The sequence below is a fragment of the Thioalkalivibrio sp. genome (genome assembly GCF_007692535.1).
Lineage (GTDB): Bacteria > Pseudomonadota > Gammaproteobacteria > Ectothiorhodospirales > Ectothiorhodospiraceae > Thioalkalivibrio.
Genome location: NZ_REBW01000133.1, coordinates 1 through 18,001, shown reverse-complemented (window position 1 = coordinate 18,001; position 18,001 = coordinate 1). Strand labels below are relative to the sequence as shown.

At 64.0% G+C, this 18,001-nt stretch carries 19 protein-coding genes; 4 read left to right on the top strand and 15 right to left on the bottom strand.

The features are described from left to right. The first annotated feature begins 123 nt into the window (after positions 1-123). Entirely contained in the window at positions 124-795 is a 672-nt protein-coding gene (locus tag EA346_RS07025) for an ankyrin repeat domain-containing protein (protein WP_296757010.1), read from the top strand. 133 nt (positions 796-928) lie between these two features. On the opposite strand, the gene EA346_RS07020 is transcribed toward EA346_RS07025, so the two are convergent. The 11 genes from EA346_RS07020 to EA346_RS06970 all read right to left on the bottom strand — a co-directional run bounded on the left by EA346_RS07020 (position 929) and on the right by EA346_RS06970 (position 11,231). Further along, positions 929-1,651 (bottom strand): Rieske 2Fe-2S domain-containing protein, encoded by a 723-nt coding sequence (locus EA346_RS07020; protein ID WP_296757009.1) that lies wholly within the window; start codon positions 1,649-1,651, stop codon positions 929-931. Between the two features lies 1 nt (position 1,652). Then, positions 1,653-1,859: a DUF6494 family protein gene (locus EA346_RS07015; protein ID WP_296757007.1), complete on the bottom strand. Its 207-nt coding sequence runs from the start codon at positions 1,857-1,859 to the stop codon at positions 1,653-1,655. Positions 1,860-2,235: 376 nt separating this feature from the next. Then, positions 2,236-3,321 carry a formate dehydrogenase subunit gamma gene (locus EA346_RS07010; protein ID WP_296757005.1) on the bottom strand — a complete coding sequence of 362 codons (1,086 nt, stop codon included), beginning with the start codon at positions 3,319-3,321 and terminating at the stop codon, positions 2,236-2,238. Positions 3,322-3,339: 18 nt separating this feature from the next. Further along, positions 3,340-3,543, bottom strand: coding sequence for a hypothetical protein (locus EA346_RS07005; protein WP_296757003.1), 204 nt, complete (start codon positions 3,541-3,543; stop codon positions 3,340-3,342). 107 nt (positions 3,544-3,650) lie between these two features. Continuing rightward, a complete protein-coding gene (fdh3B, locus tag EA346_RS07000) occupies positions 3,651-4,247 on the bottom strand; it encodes a formate dehydrogenase FDH3 subunit beta (protein WP_296757001.1) in 597 nt (198 codons plus the stop codon). Between the two features lie 44 nt (positions 4,248-4,291). Next, on the bottom strand, positions 4,292-7,189 hold the full coding sequence (locus EA346_RS06995) for a formate dehydrogenase subunit alpha (protein ID WP_296757000.1): 2,898 nt from the start codon (positions 7,187-7,189) through the stop codon (positions 4,292-4,294). 66 nt (positions 7,190-7,255) lie between these two features. Then, entirely contained in the window at positions 7,256-7,480 is a 225-nt protein-coding gene (locus EA346_RS06990; protein ID WP_296756999.1) for a twin-arginine translocation signal domain-containing protein, read from the bottom strand. Between the two features lie 86 nt (positions 7,481-7,566). Next, positions 7,567-8,166 carry a molecular chaperone gene (locus EA346_RS06985; RefSeq protein WP_296756996.1) on the bottom strand — a complete coding sequence of 200 codons (600 nt, stop codon included), beginning with the start codon at positions 8,164-8,166 and terminating at the stop codon, positions 7,567-7,569. A 152-nt stretch (positions 8,167-8,318) separates the two neighbouring features. Then, positions 8,319-9,956, bottom strand: coding sequence for a 4Fe-4S binding protein (locus tag EA346_RS06980; protein ID WP_296756994.1), 1,638 nt, complete (start codon positions 9,954-9,956; stop codon positions 8,319-8,321). Next, the gene (locus tag EA346_RS06975; RefSeq protein WP_296756992.1) at positions 9,956-10,657 is read right to left on the bottom strand and encodes a DUF3306 domain-containing protein; all 702 of its coding nucleotides are present in this window, start codon (positions 10,655-10,657) and stop codon (positions 9,956-9,958) included. Before EA346_RS06975 ends, EA346_RS06980 begins: the two co-directional genes overlap by 1 nt. A 31-nt stretch (positions 10,658-10,688) precedes the next feature. Next, on the bottom strand, positions 10,689-11,231 hold the full coding sequence (locus EA346_RS06970) for a DUF3305 domain-containing protein (RefSeq protein WP_296756990.1): 543 nt from the start codon (positions 11,229-11,231) through the stop codon (positions 10,689-10,691). A 288-nt stretch (positions 11,232-11,519) separates the two neighbouring features. Here EA346_RS06970 and EA346_RS06965 point away from each other — a divergent pair, with 288 nt between their 5' ends. The 3 genes from EA346_RS06965 to EA346_RS06955 all read left to right on the top strand — a co-directional run bounded on the left by EA346_RS06965 (position 11,520) and on the right by EA346_RS06955 (position 14,734). Further along, positions 11,520-12,416 carry a formate dehydrogenase accessory sulfurtransferase FdhD gene (locus tag EA346_RS06965; RefSeq protein WP_296756988.1) on the top strand — a complete coding sequence of 299 codons (897 nt, stop codon included), beginning with the start codon at positions 11,520-11,522 and terminating at the stop codon, positions 12,414-12,416. Between the two features lie 3 nt (positions 12,417-12,419). Beyond that, a complete protein-coding gene (locus tag EA346_RS06960) occupies positions 12,420-13,328 on the top strand; it encodes a helix-turn-helix transcriptional regulator (protein ID WP_296756986.1) in 909 nt (302 codons plus the stop codon). 371 nt (positions 13,329-13,699) lie between these two features. Continuing rightward, positions 13,700-14,734: a DUF2914 domain-containing protein gene (locus tag EA346_RS06955; protein WP_296756985.1), complete on the top strand. Its 1,035-nt coding sequence runs from the start codon at positions 13,700-13,702 to the stop codon at positions 14,732-14,734. Between the two features lie 41 nt (positions 14,735-14,775). On the opposite strand, the gene EA346_RS06950 is transcribed toward EA346_RS06955, so the two are convergent. The 4 genes from EA346_RS06950 to pstA all read right to left on the bottom strand — a co-directional run. Beyond that, positions 14,776-15,132, bottom strand: a complete 357-nt coding sequence (locus EA346_RS06950; protein ID WP_296756984.1) for a hypothetical protein — start codon at positions 15,130-15,132, stop codon at positions 14,776-14,778. A 283-nt stretch (positions 15,133-15,415) separates the two neighbouring features. After that, entirely contained in the window at positions 15,416-16,150 is a 735-nt protein-coding gene (gene phoU / locus EA346_RS06945) for a phosphate signaling complex protein PhoU (protein WP_296756982.1), read from the bottom strand. A gap of 63 nt (positions 16,151-16,213) precedes the next feature. Beyond that, positions 16,214-17,023: a phosphate ABC transporter ATP-binding protein PstB gene (gene pstB, locus EA346_RS06940; RefSeq protein WP_296757012.1), complete on the bottom strand. Its 810-nt coding sequence runs from the start codon at positions 17,021-17,023 to the stop codon at positions 16,214-16,216. 85 nt (positions 17,024-17,108) lie between these two features. Next, positions 17,109-18,001 (bottom strand): phosphate ABC transporter permease PstA (gene pstA, locus EA346_RS06935; RefSeq protein WP_296756980.1); only part of this gene is annotated, 893 nt, incomplete at its 5' end.

Genomic DNA, 18,001 nt, shown 5'->3' with positions numbered 1-18,001 from the left:
ACGTCGGGTTACGCTACGCTAACCCGACCTACTGAACGTGGCCGTGACTTTCACGCTAACCCGGCCTGCAGAACTGGAGTAGGTCCAGCCGTGGGGCGGCGTGATCGAGAGAGGCAGGCGCAGATGACACGAACCGTATGCTGGCGAACCCTGGTGACCGGACTGATGCTTGTGGCGCTGATCCCGGCCGAGTCTCTTGCATCCGCCATGGCTGAAAATCTTCTGCACGCCGTGCGCACGGGTGATGCGGCGCGTGTCGAGGACCTGCTGCGGCGCGGAGCCGATCCTGACGCCACCAGCGGGAAGGCTCCGTACGCAGGCAAGACGGCCCTGATGTGGGCTGCGGACCTTGGCCACGAGCGTGCTGTGCAGAGCCTGTTGCACCACGGCGCGCAGGTCGATACCAGGCACCCGAAGGGCAGCACGGCGCTGATGTATGCAGTCCTCCGGGACCAACCGGACACCGTCGAACGCCTGCTGCGCGCGGGCGCCGACCCCAACATCCGGGTGCGCCACGGGTGGACCCCGGTACTGCTGGCTACCGTCAAGGGCCAGCGTGGGAATCTGCGCGTCCTCTCGCGGTACGGTGCCGACTTCGGGGTGCAGGATCTCTACGGGTGGACACCACTGATGCGTGCATCCGAGCGGGGCGACCCCAGGCTCGTCAAGCTACTGCTGGAACTAGGCTGCAACCCGGACCAGAGCGAGAATACCGGCCAGACGGCCCTGGACATCGCCGAGGCGCTGGGTCACCAGGAAGTGGTGCGGGTATTGAAGGCTTCAATGGAACGCTGACGGTATCCAAGGCCCTATGGAGTGCGGGAGCTCGCTCCCGCTATCCGGGGCCGGGGTTGGCTCGACGTCCAAAGCGGCGGCAAGCCGCCGCACTCCATAAGGCGCTGAGCGCCTGGTCGGCCTACTTGGCAGCCTACGTCTCGAGGGAGACGCCGCAGTGGACAACCGAGCGGGTGAAGCTCTCCAGGGTCTGGACCAGGGCGACGTCCTGCACATGACTGTCCGGAGTCTGGCGCGGGTACTCCAGCATCAGCCGGTGGCCAAACTCGCGGAAGAAGCGGTCGAACATCTCGCCACCCAGCGTGCCCGTCGCGAACAACGCGTCTTCCTCTGCATCGTGCTCCAGAATGATCGCAGCCAGGGGCTGTTCCGCCGGCCCTGACAACACGCGGCCACCCCGCCGCGGATCGTAGGCGCTGCCTTCCGCGCAGCAGGCGATCATCCCCGACTCGGCGCCGCCTTCCTTCAGCTCAGGCCGGTAATCGATGTAGCTGATCACCGGCGACGGATGAGCCATCTTGTGGGCGCAGATGGCCGAGTAGGCGACGACACTTTGTTCCGGGCCAACGCCCCCGGCCCATTCATACGGAGTGCCGTCCCGGGTCCGCAATGTCACGGCCTCGGCGGGACGGTCCAGACGGATCAGAAAGCACTGCGTCGCGGCCATCGGGTAATGGAAGAGATAGGTCTCGCCGATCTGAAGGTCGTCGACATGCAGCGATCCACCGGTCTCGTTCACGAGTCGGACCCGCCCGTAGGCGCGCTCGACGACGGGGCCGGCCGGGTGCAACAGACCAGGAACGGCGACGGCGCCGGCGCCACCCGCGCACAACCGGAAGAAATGACGGCGGCGCATCTTATTCGAGGGAAATCTCGCCTTCGATCACGAACGGCGCGTCGAGAGGCCCGAACTCGAGTGTCACCTTGACAGGAAGCGTCTCGTCGCCCTGCAGCTTGCCATCCTCCAGGGCCTGCCGAACGCCCATCTCGATCTCACGCTGGCAGTTGATACCCACACGCTTCAGGAAGCTGCGCAGGCTGAGATTCAGGGTCTCCTCGTTCATCGAATGCTCTCCTTGATTTCGGATGGTTCATTGTGGTTTCAGCTCCCGCGTGTGCGGGGACGTCGGCAACGGGACCCACGCCGCGATGGCAGATACGCCCTGCACTCGAGCTTATGGAGTGCGGGAGCTTGCTCCCGCTATTCGGTGCCGGGGATGACCCAGCTCCCCACAGCGGCAGCAAGCCGCCGCACTCCATAGGCGCTTGTGCTTTCATCCTTCGGGGTTGCGCGCTCCGGGGCCATGACAGTTAGCGTGAAACGAATCCTGAAAAAACGAAATGTCGCGAGCCAACACACAAACAGCCGCCGGACCGTGGGATCGGGCCGGCAGCCGTTCCCCCTGCCTTATCGCGGTCCGGGGAGCCGTGCGTGGGTCATCATGATGCCGCCGGTCGCGGTTCCTCAGCGGGTTTGGGTGGCGGTTCCGCATCCGCGGCGGGCTGCGGCTTCACGCCCTTTTCCTCCAGTTCCTTCATCCAGAGGTCATGGTGCTGGCGTGCCCAGTTCACGTCCACACGGCCACCCACCATGCCTTCCATCGAACCCTTCATCGCCACCGTAGCGAGGTAGATGTGACCGAAGATGAACGAGATCACCAGGATCGAGGTCACCGCGTGGATGATCAGCGAGATCTGCATCACCTCGCGTGACTGGCCAAGCACGGGGAACAGCAGGATCACACCGGTAACCACGATCGCACCGCCCACGAAGAACAGGGTCCAGAACAGCAGCTTCTCGCCCGCGTTGACGAAGCCCGCGTGCGGGTGCTTGCCCTTCAGCATGCCACCGCCGGAAAGGAACCAGCCGAGGTCATGGCCCTTGGGAATATTGACCCTGAACCACTTCACGATCATCAGCAGGAGACCGATTCCGAAGAACAGACCGAGGTAGTTGTGGACATAGATCGCGCCCTGAGCGTAAGCGGCAAAGGCCTCCGGACCCATCACCGGCATCAGGACGGCACGTCCATAAAGCAGGCTGAGACCCGTGATCCCGAGAAGGATGAACAGGACGGCCGTAAACCAGTGCAACGTCCGGTCGGACAGCTTCCAGCGCTCGACCGTCATACCCTTGCGGCCGCCATCGATGTCGATCCTGCCCCGTACCAGAAACAGCACCGCCAGGATCGCGAGCACCAGAAACATCAACCAGGCACCGTAGGTGGCCAAGGGTCCATTGCGGATCTGACGCCAGTTCTGGCCGCTGTCAGTGATCAGGACGTTGGCTTGGGGAGCCGTGACCGCCGTGTATCCCTGGGTACCTTCGCGCGCACCTCGCCAGTACTCCGACAGGGGATTCGTCGCGCCCTGCTGGGCCTGGGCCGCGGTTTCACCGACGAGCAGGTAGCCGGTAAGCGGAAGCGCCACGATCAGGAAGACCGCGCCGAGAAACCCGAGGAGGACCAGCTTGCCGAGCCTGCTGCGGCTGGAACGGTCCTGGACCGGGTTGAGTGAAGATTTCATCTTGGAACCCTCCAGGTTTCAGCGGTCGGTTTGCACCATCAGGAACCGCTCTTGGAGACGTTCCTGATAGGCCGGGTCTGCGGACATTTCCACGAGAGGATCGGTCTTGCCCTTGTAAACCCCGGCGTCATGCATCGTCACGTCGCGACTTTCATAGCAGCCGGTCAGCAAGAACAGCAACGCCACGAGAGGGATTGCTGCGAAAAGAAATCGGGTTTTCACTGTCATTCTCCTTAACCATTCGAGAACCATGCGAGGTCGGTCGACTGACGGACGAAGGGACCGGCGGCAAGCTGCCCGACCTTCCGGACAACCGCCGCCCTGAGACCTCAGACGCCCGCGCCGTAGGCCTTGTCCCAGCCCCAGGTTTCCGGGCGTCCGGCACGACGCATCACCCGCTTGCGGTAGATGTCCGCGAGCATGTCGCCGTCGCCCGCCAGCAGGGCCTTGGTCGCGCACATCTCCGCACAGGCGGGAAGCTTGCCCTCGGCGAGACGGTTCGCCCCGTACTTGTCGAACTCCGCCTTGGAGCCGACTTCCTCAGGCCCCCCCGCACAGAAGGTGCACTTGTCCATCTTGCCGCGCACCGCGAAGACCCGCTGCTGCGGCGACGGATACTGCGGCGCGCCGAAGGGGCAGGCGTAGAAGCAGTAGCCGCAGCCGATGCAGAGGTCCTTGTCGTGCAGGACCACGCCGTCGGCAGTGGTGTAGAAGCAGTCCACCGGGCACACCGCCGCGCACGGAGCGTCGGTGCAGTGCATGCACGCCACGGAAATGGACTTCTCGCCGGGTACGCCGTCATTCAGCGTAACGACGCGGCGGCGGTTCACGCCCCAGGGCACCTCGTTCGCGTTCTTGCAAGCGGTCACACACCCGTTGCACTCGATGCAGCGTTCGGCGTCACAAAGAAACTTCATCTTGGCCATAATGGGCTCTCCTCAGATCTGGTTGCCTGTCCACTGCCGATGCATCAAGCGGGCTGGATCCGGCACAACGAACACTTCGTTTCCTGCATCGCGGTCACCGAGTCGTAGCCGTAGGTGAATGCCGTGTTGCAGGCCTCGCCGAGCACAAAGGGATCACTGCCCTCCGGATAATTGGCGCGCAGATCCTTGCCCTGGAAGTGGCCGCCAAAATGGAACGGTGTGAACACCACGCCTGGTTCGACGCGCCGGGTGACCATCGCCTTGATCCTGATGCGACCGCCCTCGGGCCCCTCCAGCCAGATGTCCTGGCCATCGCGGATTCCGGCGTTGTTCGCGTCCACCGGGTGGATCTCCGCAAACATCTCCTGCTGCAATTCCGCCAGCCATGGGTTGGAGCGCGTCTCGTCACCGCCACCCTCGTATTCCACCAGGCGTCCGCTGGTGTGGATGAGCGGATAGTCGTTGCTGTAGTCCTTCGCCTGAACCGAGGCGTAGCGCGTCGGCAGCCGGAAGAAGCCACGCCGGTCCTCATAGGTCGGATACTTCTCGACCAGGTCGTAGCGGGTGGTGTAGAGCGGCTCGCGGTGGATCGGCACCGGGTCGGGGAAGTTCCACGCCACGCAACGGGCCTTGGCGTTCCCGAAGGGCGCACAGCCGTGCTCGATCGCCACACGGATGATTCCGCCGGAGCGGTCGAGATGCCAGGGCTTGCCTTCGGCCAGAACCTTCTCCTCGTCGGTCAGGTCGTCCCACCAGCCGAGCTGCTTCAGCAGGTCGGCGCTGAAACGCGGGTGACCGTCCTGAATCTCGGCACCCACCGGATAGGAGCCCTCGGCCAGCAGGTTGTCGCCATCCCGCTCGGTACCGAAGTTCTCGCGGAAGTTCAGACCGCCCTTGGCCACCGGCAGACTGGTGTCGTAGAGATTCGCGGTGCCGGGATGCTTGAACTCCGGGGTACCCCAGCAGGGCCATGGCAGACCGTAGAACTCGTCGTGGGCAGGACCACCCTCCGCAAGCAAGGTCGTGGTGTTGAAGGTGTGCCAGTTCTTCTGGTGATCCTTCAGACGTTCCGGGCTCTGACCACTGTAGCCGATCGTCCACATGCCCTTGTTGTACTCGCGGACGATATCCTCGATCAGCGGCTCCTCACCGTTCACCTGGATGTTCTTGGTCAGGTCGTCGGCGATGCCGAACTTCTTCGCGAACTTGTAGATGATCACGTGATCCGGACGGGAATCGAACAGCGGCTCGATAACCTTGTCCCGCCACTGGATGGACCGGTTCGAGGCCGTGACCGAGCCGTACGTCTCGAACTGCGTGGTCGCGGGCAGCAGGTAGGTGTTGTCCTTGCGATCATGCATGACCGCCGAAACGGTCGGGAAGGGATCGACGACCACCAGGAGGTCGAGCTTCTCGAAGGCCTTCTTCATTTCGGGCCCGCGCACCTGCGAGTTCGGCGCGTGACCCCAGAAGACCATCGCCCTGAGGTTGTCCGGCTGGACGATCTGTTCCCGATCCTCGAGCACCCCGTCGATCCAGCGCGAGACCGGGATGCCGGAGGTGTTCATCGGCTTGGAACCGGAGCCACCGCGTTCCTCGTAGGTCTCCTGCCCGAAGCGCGCGGCCATCTCGTCGTAGTCGAGATCCCACACCGCTGCCCAGTGCCGCCAGGCACCCTCGGACAGCCCGTAGTAACCCGGCAGGTTGTCGGACAGCACGCCGAAGTCGGTAGCGCCCTGCACGTTGTCATGGCCGCGGAAGATGTTGGTGCCACCGCCGGCCTTGCCCATGTTGCCCAGTGCCAACTGGAAGTGGCAGTAGGCCCGGGTGAAGTTGTTGCCGACAGTGTGCTGGGTCCCGCCCATGCACCAGACGAAGGTCCCGGGACGGTTGTCGGCCATCAGCTTGGCCGCGTTGTAGCAGGTCTCGCGATCCACGCCCGAGACGCGTTCCACCTCGTCGGGTGTCCAGCGCGCAACCTCCTCGAGGACCTGGTCCATGCCCCAGACACGCTGTTCCAGGAACTCCTTGTCTTCCCAGCCATTCTCGAAGATGTGCCACATCATCCCGTAGACGACGGCGATGTCGGAGCCGGGGCGCAGGCGCACGAACTGGTCCGCGTGCGCGGCGGTGCGGGTGAAGCGCGGGTCGATCACGAGCAGCTTGGCGCCCTGCTCCTTGGCGCGCAGCGTGAACATCATGGACACCGGATGCGCCTCGGCAGGATTCCCGCCGATGATCAGGATGGCCTTGCTGTTGAGCATGTCGTTGTAGGAGTTGGTCATCGCACCGTAGCCCCAGGTATTGGCTACGCCGGCAACCGTCGTCGAGTGACAGATGCGCGCCTGGTGATCGACGTTGTTGGAGCCCCACAGGGCCGCCATCTTGCGGAACAGGTAGGCCTGTTCATTGTTGAACTTGGCCGAGCCGAGCCAGTAGACGGAATCCGGGCCGGAGGCCTCGCGAATCTCCATCATCTTGTCGCCGATCTCGTCGATCGCCTGATCCCAGGAGATGCGCTTCCACTTGCCGTCGACCATCTTCATTGGGTACTTGAGGCGCCGCTCGCCATGACCGTGGTCACGCACCGCCGCGCCCTTGGCGCAATGGGCGCCGAGGTTGAACGGGTGGTCGAAGGCAGGCTCCTGCCCGACCCAGACGCCGTCGCGCACCTTGGCGTAGATGCCGCAGCCCACGGAGCAGTGTCCGCAGATCGTGCGCTTGGTCTCCACATCGTCACCGACCGCGACGGTCGTTGCAGCCTCGGACTTTCTGACCAGCCCCGGCACCATCTGGCTTGCCAGGGTCACGCCGCCAACCGTCAGGCCGGCGTTACGCAGAAAGGCGCGGCGGTTCAGGGAAACGCCCTTGCCGTCGGCACCGCGACCCGCGCTCGGCGCCTCGGCGGTTTGCTCGGTGTGGGATTTTTTTATCAGTTTCATGTTTCGTTGCTCCTGACCCTCACGGGGATCGATGCAGATTCCTGGTTTTCGACGCGGGCCGCGGGCCTAGTCCGAGGCAGTCCGGTAGTAGTCGCGGACGTGGGCTGTCTCCTGGTAGCCGGTCCTGCCCGGCTCGGAGACGGCCTCATCGGCTTCGGGCGCCGCCGCAACGATACCCGGAAGCGCCGCGGCCGCGGCTGCACTGGTCCCCGCCAACCCGACCTTTTTCAGGAAACGCCGGCGCTGGCTCGATGGCGCCTGCACCGTGTGATGCTGTGACTTGTCATTCATGTCTCGCTACTCCTCAACTGGTATGGAACCCAAACCAACATGCCCTGCAGCACCCACCACCCGAAGCTCCGCCCAGGCGTTCATGGTCACCGCTCATTCGTGTCCTGATAGGACCTTTCCAGCGCCAGGAACACGGTTCCCAGACGCCCCACCGCCTTGTAGAAACAGGCCGCATCGCAGCCCTCCAGATCGCGAAAAAACGCCGGCATCCAGCTTGCCATGTGGGCCTTGAAAAACTGTTGCTGTGCCGTCTCGGGGATCTCCCTGGAATTCACCATCAGCGCCATGACCTCGCAGAGGAATGCCACGTGATCCTCGGGGTCAGGGTTGCCCGGCTCGCGTTCGAAGCCGAATCTGACCAGGTCCTGGCGCAACTCACTCAATGGCCTCTCCATCAAATAGCCCGTCTGGTACCAGGAGCCGAAGGGTACGAGTTCTCCCCGTCCGATCCCGATGAACAACGTGTGGAACTCGTCGTCGACTTCCGAAACACGTGCCTGCTGTGCGGCGAGCTTCAGCATGGACAGGGCCACCGCAACCTCTCCAGTCGGGTTGCTCCCCAGATCCAGGTTCGCCAGTTCTTCCAGCTGAACCTGATCCGCCGGCGCCGCGAGCAGCCTGGCCAGCAGCGTGTACATTCCGACTCGGGCCTGATCTTCCTCGGGTAACCACCGCTCCTGCATCATCTCTCCTGTCTCCGGATGCCCATGCAATCAGTGGGCCATACCCCGAAGGAAAATTCCGACAAATAGAAAGGAAAAAGCATACCGATCACCCGACATGGCGGCGCATCTGCGCGCAAAGCGACATTGTGTCCGCGCATCCTGAGGGCCGCGGGTCAAACCTTCCGATCACTTCCGTCCCTGAACATGTCGATCACTCGGCAGTCCTCGCACATCATCAGGCGACGCCTGGACGACTCGTCCTGGAACATCCAGTGGCCCTCCAGGCGTTTGGTCATGTTGTCGATCATGCTCCGCGTGGCAAAGGGCTTGCCGCAGACGATGCACTCGAAGGGCTCCTCTTCGTTCAGGGCGCGCTGCGCGTCACGCCGCTGCGGCTCCGTGATCAGGCGCGCCCGCAGGGTGATCGCGCGTTCGGGGCAGGTGAGTTCACACAGACCGCACTGCACGCAGTTACCCTCGATGAAGTCCAGCCGCGGCAGGTCCCCCGGCGCGGACAGGGCCTGCGCGGGGCACACGGAGGCACAGGCCATGCACAGCGTGCAGGCATCGCGGTCGACGCGAACCTCACCGAACGGAGCGCCGGCTGGCAGCGGGATCTCCACCTGCGGCGCCGGCGCGTCCCGATTCAGGTGATCCAGCGCCTGGAACAGCGTAGCGCGCTTGCGGTTGGAACCCTCGATGCGTTCCGGACGCAGCGCCGGCATCGGATCGCCGGGCAGGTCCCGGCAGGCTTCGGCCTGCGCCAGACGCAGTGATTCACGCGGGTAGCCGAGGGCCTGCAGCACGGAATGCGCATAGCCCAACTGCTCCAGCAGGTTGCGCCGTACCTTTCCCGGCAGTGCCGGCGTGTCCAGCAGAATCACCTCGCGGGCACCGCCCGCAAGGCAGCTGAGCAGCACATCGAGCCCAACACTGCCAACCTCGTCGACCTCGACGGCCAGCACCTGCCCGGGAAGCGGCTCCACGCGCTGCAGGGCCTCGGCGCCCGCCTCGTCATCGTAGAACAGGAGGATCGGCTCCTCCCCGCCGCTGTCGCGGTAGGTCTGCAGCAGGGTCTGCGCGCGCTCGATCAGGTCTGCCGGGCGCGGGTAGGTGTAGATGATGGCCCCGGTGGGACAAACCGTCGCGCAGATACCGCCACCCTGGCAAAGCTCGGGCTGCACCTCGATGGTCTCGCCCAGAGACCGGATCGCGATAGCCGGACAGGCGTCCAGGCAGCGCGTACAGCCCTTGATGCCACTGCGCCCGTGGGCACAGATCTCCGAGTCGTAGCTGAAGAACTTGGGCTTCTCGAATTCGCCCTTCAAATCGCTGACATCTTCGATCGCGCGGTCCAGCGCCTCCGGGTCCCCGAACCCCGGGGCGAAATAACCGACCGGAGGCCACTCGGCCAGGATCAGCGGCGCCAGACCCAGATCGAGGACCAGGTCGAAGTACTCCCAGTTGCTCTGCAACAGGGTCGCCACGTTCGCGGACTTTCCCCCCACGTCCAGGGTCACACGAAAACGGCCCAGGTAGCCTTCGATCAGGGGCTCGCGCCCGTTCGAATGGAGCACCGGTATTCCGTCGATCTCGCGCGCATCACCGGAGGTGGTCAAGAGCATCGCGGGGTTCAGGTGCTCGCGAAGGCGGCGGGCCGCATCGAGAACGCCCCCCTCATCGATACCGATGATCAGCACCCGACCCTGCGAGTGGTAGGTGACCCGCGAGGTGGGTTCCACGGAAAGCTGCATAGCGGCCTCGAAGGCCTTGCTGCGTGCGAGCCCGTTGCGTTCGTGATCGATCGCCATCAACTCTTCATCCTGGTCTGGTCATCGGAGGGGCTCGCACTGTCCGCGTGCCCCGGCGCCTCGGAACCGGCCTCTCCCCCCGCATCGGCTTCGTCCGCCACATCGGCCGCGGCATGTTCGCCGGGCACGGGCCGATCATCTTCCCCACCCGCCTGTTCTTCCGCGATCCGGTCAGGCTCGGATGGCTGCGCATCTTCCGCAGCCCTTGCCACACGGGTCGCCTCGCGCTGCGCCTCCACTTCCGCCATGTGGCGCATGTCGGAGGTCACGATGTCACCGAGGGGCTGGAAATTCAGGAAGTCATCCTGAAAGTCGTCCAGGCAGGTCTCGACATTGAACTTCGGCTGCCGGAACAACTGGCGCAGGGCGGTCTGGCGCAGTTCGGGACTCACGCCACGGGACAGAAAGGGGCTGTAGTCGGAATCCTGATCAAGCGAATCCAGCGACGGCATATCAGCGTCCGCACGTTCCGGGGACTCGCGCGGCGGCGCCTCGGCAGGCACCTGCACCTCGCTGGCCTGGGGGGATCCGGGAAGCTCGGCCTGACCCGCCGCTGCGGGATCCGTTGCTGCCGAAGGTTCGACAGGATCCGGATCGCCCCCGCGCGCCTCGGCCTTGCGCTTGACCCAGCGGCGCAGGAAGCCGTCGCCATCCGGGTCCCGATCCTCTTCCCGCGGTTCCTTCCAGTCGGATTTCGTCATCCCTGCACCCACATCTTCAGCCTCGACGCGCTCACTCGCACTCGCCCCCCTTGCCGGGACGATCCCGCTTGCGCTTGATCCGGCGTTCAGGAGCATAGTTCTCCAGGACGTATTGTTCGACCCAGGAGTACAGGACCGGTGGCAGCACGGCGCTGTAAACCATTTCTTCACACCCCGTCTCGTAGGCGTTGGCCTCGTCGTAGCTCAGCGATACCAGGAACGGCTCCGGCGCGCCGTCGGCGCCGGTATGGGTGATCACGAAGATCTTCGGCTCCGTTGACAGCAGGTTGTGGTAGTAGCTCTCGAGTTCGTCGCGATGCAGCCGAACCCGGAAGCCCGACCAGAGATACTGCTCGCCATGGTCCGATTGCCGGATACAACGACGCCCCTCGGTGGAGGCGGACGCGGCTTCGAGCACCACGCCGAGAAGATCCCAGCTCTCCCGCAGCCAGCGCGAATCCGGCCGATCGCGCCGCTCCATCAATACTCCGACATGGAAGCTGTCGGGCAACGCGGGATCCGGGGCGTTTGACGAGGTCGGCGCGGGGCTCAGGTCTGGTTTCGATTCGTTCATGTGCGGCTCGTAGCGATACGTGATTTGCTTTGCTCCGCGTAGGCGCACGCAAGACGCGTACCACGCCAAACGCCAGCCCCAGTCCGGCTGAATTGCCAGCCAAAGTTCTCCGTTCAAGGCCGGATTCTGCGGCGACAAGGACATTTCGACACATCCAATTGCGACATTCTGTCCCACCGAGGTCCTTCAGACTGGCCTTTTTCACCGTGATTAGCAAGGGAATGAATTTTGCTTGATTCCAACGATGAGCACAGTCTCGATCCAGTCAGCCGAGGACATCCCCGCGTAATGAATTCACCTGCAGAAGGCCCTCGCTACCGGCCCGTGATGACGGCTGCAGGTCTGTCACCATCGCACCCGGTCGAAGTGGTCGATGAGTACGGACTGCCGCGCGACGTGCATGTCGCCGGCGAGCGACCGCTGACCCTCTACGTCGACAAGCGCGAGATCGTGACCCTGATGACCCTGGGCAGCGCTCCGGAGTTGCTGGTCCTCGGGTACATCCGCAACCAGGGTTTCCTGCAGTCGCTGGAGTCCATCCGCTCGGTCCAGGTGGATTGGGAGACGGACTCGGCCGCGGTCACGACATTGAACGGCGTCGATGACTGGGAACAGAAGCTCGCGCATCGCACGGTGACGACAGGCTGCGGCCAGGGCACCGTCTTCGGGAACCTGATGGACAAGCTCGAACAGCTCCGGCTCCCCCCGGTGGTGCTGCGCCAGTCGGAGATCTACCGGACACTGCAGCGGGTCAACGAGTACAACGAGGTCTACCGCCGCGCGGGCGCGGTGCACGGCTGTGCCCTGTGCCACGGGGATGAGATCGAGATCTTCGTCGAGGACGTGGGCCGCCACAACGCCGCGGACGCCATCTCCGGGCACATGTGGCTCCAGGGCCTGACCGGCACGGGGCGGATCTTCTACACCACCGGCCGCCTGACCAGCGAAATGGTGATCAAGGTGGCCCTGATGGGCATACCGATCCTGGTATCACGCTCCGGCGTGACATCGCAGGGGATGGACCTTGCGCGACAGATCGGCGTAACCCTGATCGCACGCGCCAAGGGCCGCCATTTTCTGGTCTACCACGGCGCACAGAGCCTGGTCTTCGACGCGATTCCGGAGGCACGACCCGAGGCTCGACCTGAGCCACGGCGGCGCGCGGCCGCAGACGAGGCGGAATAAGCCATGAACGCAGTGACGGAGTCTCCCCGCTTCCTGAGCGTCAAGCAGGTGGCCGAATACCTGAACCTGCACGAGAAGAAGGTCTACGCACTGGTCAGCGAGGGCAAGATCCCCGGCACCAAGATCACCGGCAAATGGCTGTTCCCCCGCGAACTGGTCGACAAGTGGATGCTGGAATCCAGCCACGGCGGCCTGCTGACCGACCGCCTCATCGTTGCCGGCAGCGACGACCCCCTGCTCCACCGCGTGATACCGAGGCTCGCCGACCGCATGCGCTCACGGGCGCTGGTCAGCTTCACGCCGATCGTCACCCGCCTGGGCCTGGAACTGCTGCAGGGACATCGCGTCGACGCCTGCTGCGTGCATTGGGGCCCTGTCCAGGAAAGCCAGTTGCGCCACCCGGCACTGATCCGGTCGTTTCCGCAGCACCGGCACTGGATCATCGTGCGCGCCTTCCACCGCGAACAGGGATTGATCCTGAACCCGGCGGTCGCCACCGCACACGAGTCCCTGCAGGAACTGGTGGACGCTGGCCTGCGCTGGGTGATGCGGCAGCAGGGCTCCGGGACCCAGCGATTCCTCCGCGAGACGCTGGGACACGGTGCCGACGACCCGAGCAAGCTGAACACCGTGGCGGTTGCGCATTCCGAGCGCGAGTCGGCCGCCCTGATCGCGATGGGCGAAGCCGACATCACCCCGGGCACGCGGGCGGCGGCACGCGAGTTCGGTCTCGCCTTCTTCCCCACGGGCTGGGAGGCCTTCGATTTCGTGCTGAACCGCTCGATCTACTTCCGCACCCTGTTCCGGGAACTGCTGCTGCAGATCCAGTCCGGAGAATCGCGCCGCGAGGCCGACAAACTGCAGGGCTACGACTTCTCGGAATCGGGACGCATGCTTTGGTCGGGAGACTGAACCCGGCCTGAAGGCACGGGGACCGCGAACCGCGACAGACCCGTTCTGAAGCGCCGCGCATTCGAGCATCGGGCTCGTGGCCTCGTGCGGCCCCCCGGCTGCGCACGGCTGTGATTGGTGGTGTACCCGGCGTACCATGGTGCGGACACGAAGCGCGCGCTTCAGTACAGCGGTTCCTGATCATTACGGAAGCTCCGCAAGGGATCCCTTCGCGCGCAGGGCGCGCTCCCACGGGTTCTTGACCCTTGCGGGAGCCTGCCTTGAGGCGAAGATTTTGGCGGTTTCGCTGCGATCAATGCGATGTTCCTGGCCTGCGGAGGATTCGTGATCATCAGGAAGCGGTTTATGCATCATGCGCCTGCGAGGAATCCATGGTCGAAAGAACGCGGCGGAGAAGACGGGGCCCGCTCAACATCGCCAAGCGCGAACCGGAGTACATCTATCACTGGAACCGCATCATCGGGGTGCTCGTCGTACTCATCCTGGCGATCGGACTCCTCGGCTACGGCGTTCATGCCTGGCTGACGCCATCGCCGCTCACCGAAACCCTCCCGCCACAGGCAGAAACAGCGCCGGAGACCACGCTGGAGAAGTACCCTGCCGAGGCCCTGGTGCCCTCTCCGCGGCCCCCAGGGCAGACCACTGCGCAGCCGCCTGCGAGGCCGGCGGTTCCTGAAGCAAAGGATGCGGTGCCTGTTCCACTGGAGCCCCCCATGGACTCAGCCCCCGAACAGGAACTCCCGCTGGTAGCAGCCCTTGAGCGGGAAGCCGCTATTGGCGCAGATCCCGAACCCCAAGGCCCCTCGGCCATGGATCCCCAGTACGAGCCCTCGTTGGCCACAGACTTCGAGCGGGAGCCTGCCGATGCCTCCGGCGAAGCGGAGCGACGCGCCACGGACGATTTGCCGTCCACAGGAGCGGACCAGGAACCATCACCTCCCGCGGAATCAGCGGCCGAACCAGCTGCGGATCCCTCCCCTGCGGTGAAAGCTGAGCCGGAACCGGACCCCGAGATCGGACAGGCCACCGCCGAGGAAGACACCAGCGTGGGACCGGCGCGGTCGCAGGACATTTCCATCTCCTCGGCCGCCGTGAGGCGTTTCTCACTGGCGCAGTCCGTCGTCAACCGGGAGCCGAGGGGCCACCTCGATGACATCACGTACAACGCCGCAGGGGACACCTCGGTCTCCGCGTTCAGCGAGGTCATCGGACTGACCGGTGAGATTCTCCACTACCGGTGGCTCCAGGAAGGCGTTGAGGTCGCCGTTGTACGCGTGCCCGTCGGCGCCGACCGCTGGCGCAGCCACTCCACGAAGCGGATCGATCGGGGAATGGAAGGCCCTTGGCGGGTCGAACTGCTTGACTCCACGGGGACGCTTCTCGCAAGCATCGACTTCGTCTTCTGATTCCCTGGCCTTTTCGGCGATCCCGGATGCTCGGACCGTCGTCACCGACCAGGGGCCGTACTCGCCGAATCACCGCTTTTTTCTGAGTCCGCAGAGGCCTCTTGCGGCCCGGTCGCTTCCTTGCCGGACGCTCGCGCACCGGCCCGCCTCTCTGCCCGTAATTCGCGCAGCGCACGAAGGCCCTTCGTTCTCTGCGCGCGCAGCACGCTCAGCTTGTTGGCGAGATCTGCGCGCTGCTCGTCATCCGTTACAGCGTCCTTGAGATCCAGGAGCGACTTCTCTTTGTTCCGAAGATGAATCAGCACCCTGCCGATCACCCGAATGCGCTCGTGATCCACCTGCGGATCTGCCCATTGCACCAGTGTCAGCCAGAGTTTTCGGATGTCCATCGCCTGCACTTCGAACAGATTCCCAAGTGCGGAGTCTGCCCGGCCCCGGTGACATCCTGATGACGTTTTTATGACTGGCTGCGGCCTGCGCTCGCGCTTATGGGGTGCGGGAGTCTGCTCCCGCTATTCGGCGCCGGGGAAAACCCTACGCCCCACAGCGGCGGCAAGCCGCCGCACTCCACAGGCGCTTGCGCTTTGATCATTCGGGGTGACGTGCCTGAGGCCATGAGAGTTGGCCAGGACCTGTCCACGTAGCGTGCCGGCGATCCACGCCAGCAACGCGAACAATTCGTCACTTCTCTCCAGGTACCGTACCCGTTGCGATCGCTTCCATTTCCTTCAGATCGATGTGACGGACATCACGACCCTTGACCAGGTAGATGGTGTACTCGCACATGTTGCGGGCGTGATCACCAACGCGCTCCAGGGCCCGGGCCGCATAGGTGATATCGAGCATGCGCCCGATATTGCGCGAGTCCTCCATCATGAAGGTCACGTTCTGGCGCAGGATGGCCTCGTGGTCACTGTCAATCGCGAAATCCTGTCGGACCACGTTGACCGCTGCGGCTGGGTCCATCCGTGCAAAGGCATCGAGTGCATCGTGCAGCATCGTGATCACCCGATTGCCCATGGTCTCGATGTCCCGGAACAACTGTTTGCGCGGACGGTCCCCCTCTGCCTGGCGCAGCGCCATGCGCGCGATGGCGCCGGCCAGATCACCGATGCGTTCGAGGTCGGTAATGGTCTTGATCACGGCGACGATCAGGCGGAGATCCATCGCGGCCGGCTGGCGCCGGGCAAGAATCTCGACGCAACGCTCGTCGATGCTCACTTCAAAGCTGTTGACCCTGGCGTCGTTCTCGGTGACTTCCTGAGCGACTTGGGTATCACCCTCGATAAAGGCCCGCAGCGCATTCGTGAGCTGCGCCTCTACCAGCCCCCCCATTGCGAGGACACGGTTCACGACCTCCTCGAGCTCGGAGTCATACCGATGCGAATAGTGTCCGCCGATCCGTTTGCTTTCCATCCCGACCTCTCGTTGATGTCGCCAATCGTCTTCAGTGTTAGTTGTGTCAGCCGTTCGGACCGTTCAGCCGTAGCGGCCGGTGATGTAATCCTCGGTGGCCTTCTGGGCCGGGTTGGTGAACAGGTGCATCGTGTCCGCGTACTCGACCATTTCGCCCAGGTACATGTAGGCGGTGTAGTCCGACACGCGGGCCGCCTGCTGCATGTTGTGGGTGACGATCAGGATGGTGTACTTCTCCTTGAGTTCCTCGATCAGTTCCTCGATCTTCGCGGTCGAGATCGGGTCGAGCGCCGAAGTCGGTTCGTCGAGCAGGATCACCTCGGGCTCGATCGCAATCGCGCGGGCGATCACCAGACGCTGCTGCTGTCCTCCCGACAGGCCAAACGCATTGCTCTGCAGGCGATCCTTGACCTCTTCCCAGAGACCGACTGCCTTGATCGATCGCTCCACCACCTCGTCGAGCACCCGCTTGTTGTTCACGCCCTGCAGGCGTAGTCCGTAGGCAACATTCTCGTAGATCGTTTTCGGGAACGGATTCGGCTTCTGGAACACCATCCCGACCTGGCGACGCAACTCGGCGACGTCGGTCTTGCGATCGTAGATGTTCGCGCCATGCAGATTGATTGCGCCCTCGATCCGACAGGAGTCGACCAGGTCGTTCATGCGGTTGAAGCAGCGTAGCAGCGTCGACTTGCCACAGCCCGAGGGACCGATGAAGGCCGTCACGCGCTGCTTCGGAATCTGCATGGTGATGTTCTTCAGCGCCTGCGTATCGCCGTAGTAGAGGTTCAGGCCCTCGACCGAGATCGCGATGTCCTCGTCCGCCAGCGAGCGGATCGTGCGGGTGCTGCCCTCGAACAGACCGGCACTCATGCTGGACGCTGCAGGGTTCCTCTGGCTCATTGGAGTCTCCGATGCCATAACGTGGTTACCTTGGTATTCAGGGAAAGGCCAAAGATTAATCGCTCTCTGACCGATATTTCTCGCGCAGATGGTTACGAATGGTGATCGCGGTCAGGTTCAGCATCACGATCAGCAGCACCAGGATCAGCGCGGTCGCATACACGAGCTGCTCGGCTGCCTCGGCGTGCGGGCTCTGGAAACCGACATCGTAGATGTGAAAGCCCATGTGCATGATCTTGCGTTCCAGATGGATGAACGGGAAGTTGCCGTCGATCGGCAGCGTCGGCGCGAGTTTCACCACGCCGACCAGCATCAGCGGCGCCACCTCGCCCGCCGCCCGGGCGATGGCGAGGATCAGGCCGGTCATCATCGCCGGCGTCGCCAGCGGAACCACGACCTTCCACAAAGTCTCGCCCTTCGTCGCGCCGAGGGCCAGCGAGCCCTCGCGGATGGTCGAGGGGATGCGCGCCAGACCCTCCTCGGTCGACACGATCACCACCGGAAGCGTCAGCAGCGCCAGCGTCAACGAGGCCCAGAACAGGCCCGGGGTGCCAAAGGTCGGTGCTGGCAGGGCCTCGGGATAGAACGCCTGGTCGATCTGACCACCGACGAAATACACGAAGAAGCCGAGACCGAAAACCCCGAACACGATCGACGGCACACCGGCGAGGTTGTACACCGAGATCCGGATGGTCTTCAGCAATGCCCCCTGCCGCGCATATTCGCGCAGGTAAATCGCGGCCAGCACCCCGAATGGAGTCACGATGATCGACATCACCAGCACCATCACCACGGTGCCGAAGATCGCCGGGAAGATCCCGCCCTCGGTATTCGCCTCGCGCGGGTAGCCAAAGATGAAGTCGAAGAAGTCGCTGACGTAGAAGCCGAGCTTCGCCGGAACCGACATCGCGTTCGGCTGCCAGGCCTTGACGATGTCCGCGAGGCGAA

What these genes read in the sequence shown, in the direction of transcription:
- EA346_RS07025 (WP_296757010.1), top strand. Translation starts at nt 124, where the DNA reads ATGACACGAACCGTATGCTGGCGAACCCTGGTGACCGGACTGATGCTT.
- EA346_RS07020 (WP_296757009.1), bottom strand. Translation starts at nt 1,651, where the DNA reads ATGCGCCGCCGTCATTTCTTCCGGTTGTGCGCGGGTGGCGCCGGCGCC.
- EA346_RS07015 (WP_296757007.1), bottom strand. Translation starts at nt 1,859, where the DNA reads ATGAACGAGGAGACCCTGAATCTCAGCCTGCGCAGCTTCCTGAAGCGT.
- EA346_RS07010 (WP_296757005.1), bottom strand. Translation starts at nt 3,321, where the DNA reads ATGAAATCTTCACTCAACCCGGTCCAGGACCGTTCCAGCCGCAGCAGG.
- fdh3B (WP_296757001.1), bottom strand. Translation starts at nt 4,247, where the DNA reads ATGGCCAAGATGAAGTTTCTTTGTGACGCCGAACGCTGCATCGAGTGC.
- EA346_RS06995 (WP_296757000.1), bottom strand. Translation starts at nt 7,189, where the DNA reads ATGAAACTGATAAAAAAATCCCACACCGAGCAAACCGCCGAGGCGCCG.
- EA346_RS06990 (WP_296756999.1), bottom strand. Translation starts at nt 7,480, where the DNA reads ATGAATGACAAGTCACAGCATCACACGGTGCAGGCGCCATCGAGCCAG.
- EA346_RS06985 (WP_296756996.1), bottom strand. Translation starts at nt 8,166, where the DNA reads ATGATGCAGGAGCGGTGGTTACCCGAGGAAGATCAGGCCCGAGTCGGA.
- EA346_RS06980 (WP_296756994.1), bottom strand. Translation starts at nt 9,956, where the DNA reads ATGGCGATCGATCACGAACGCAACGGGCTCGCACGCAGCAAGGCCTTC.
- EA346_RS06975 (WP_296756992.1), bottom strand. Translation starts at nt 10,657, where the DNA reads ATGACGAAATCCGACTGGAAGGAACCGCGGGAAGAGGATCGGGACCCG.
- EA346_RS06970 (WP_296756990.1), bottom strand. Translation starts at nt 11,231, where the DNA reads ATGAACGAATCGAAACCAGACCTGAGCCCCGCGCCGACCTCGTCAAAC.
- EA346_RS06965 (WP_296756988.1), top strand. Translation starts at nt 11,520, where the DNA reads ATGAATTCACCTGCAGAAGGCCCTCGCTACCGGCCCGTGATGACGGCT.
- EA346_RS06960 (WP_296756986.1), top strand. Translation starts at nt 12,420, where the DNA reads ATGAACGCAGTGACGGAGTCTCCCCGCTTCCTGAGCGTCAAGCAGGTG.
- EA346_RS06955 (WP_296756985.1), top strand. Translation starts at nt 13,700, where the DNA reads ATGGTCGAAAGAACGCGGCGGAGAAGACGGGGCCCGCTCAACATCGCC.
- phoU (WP_296756982.1), bottom strand. Translation starts at nt 16,150, where the DNA reads ATGGAAAGCAAACGGATCGGCGGACACTATTCGCATCGGTATGACTCC.
- pstB (WP_296757012.1), bottom strand. Translation starts at nt 17,023, where the DNA reads ATGAGTGCCGGTCTGTTCGAGGGCAGCACCCGCACGATCCGCTCGCTG.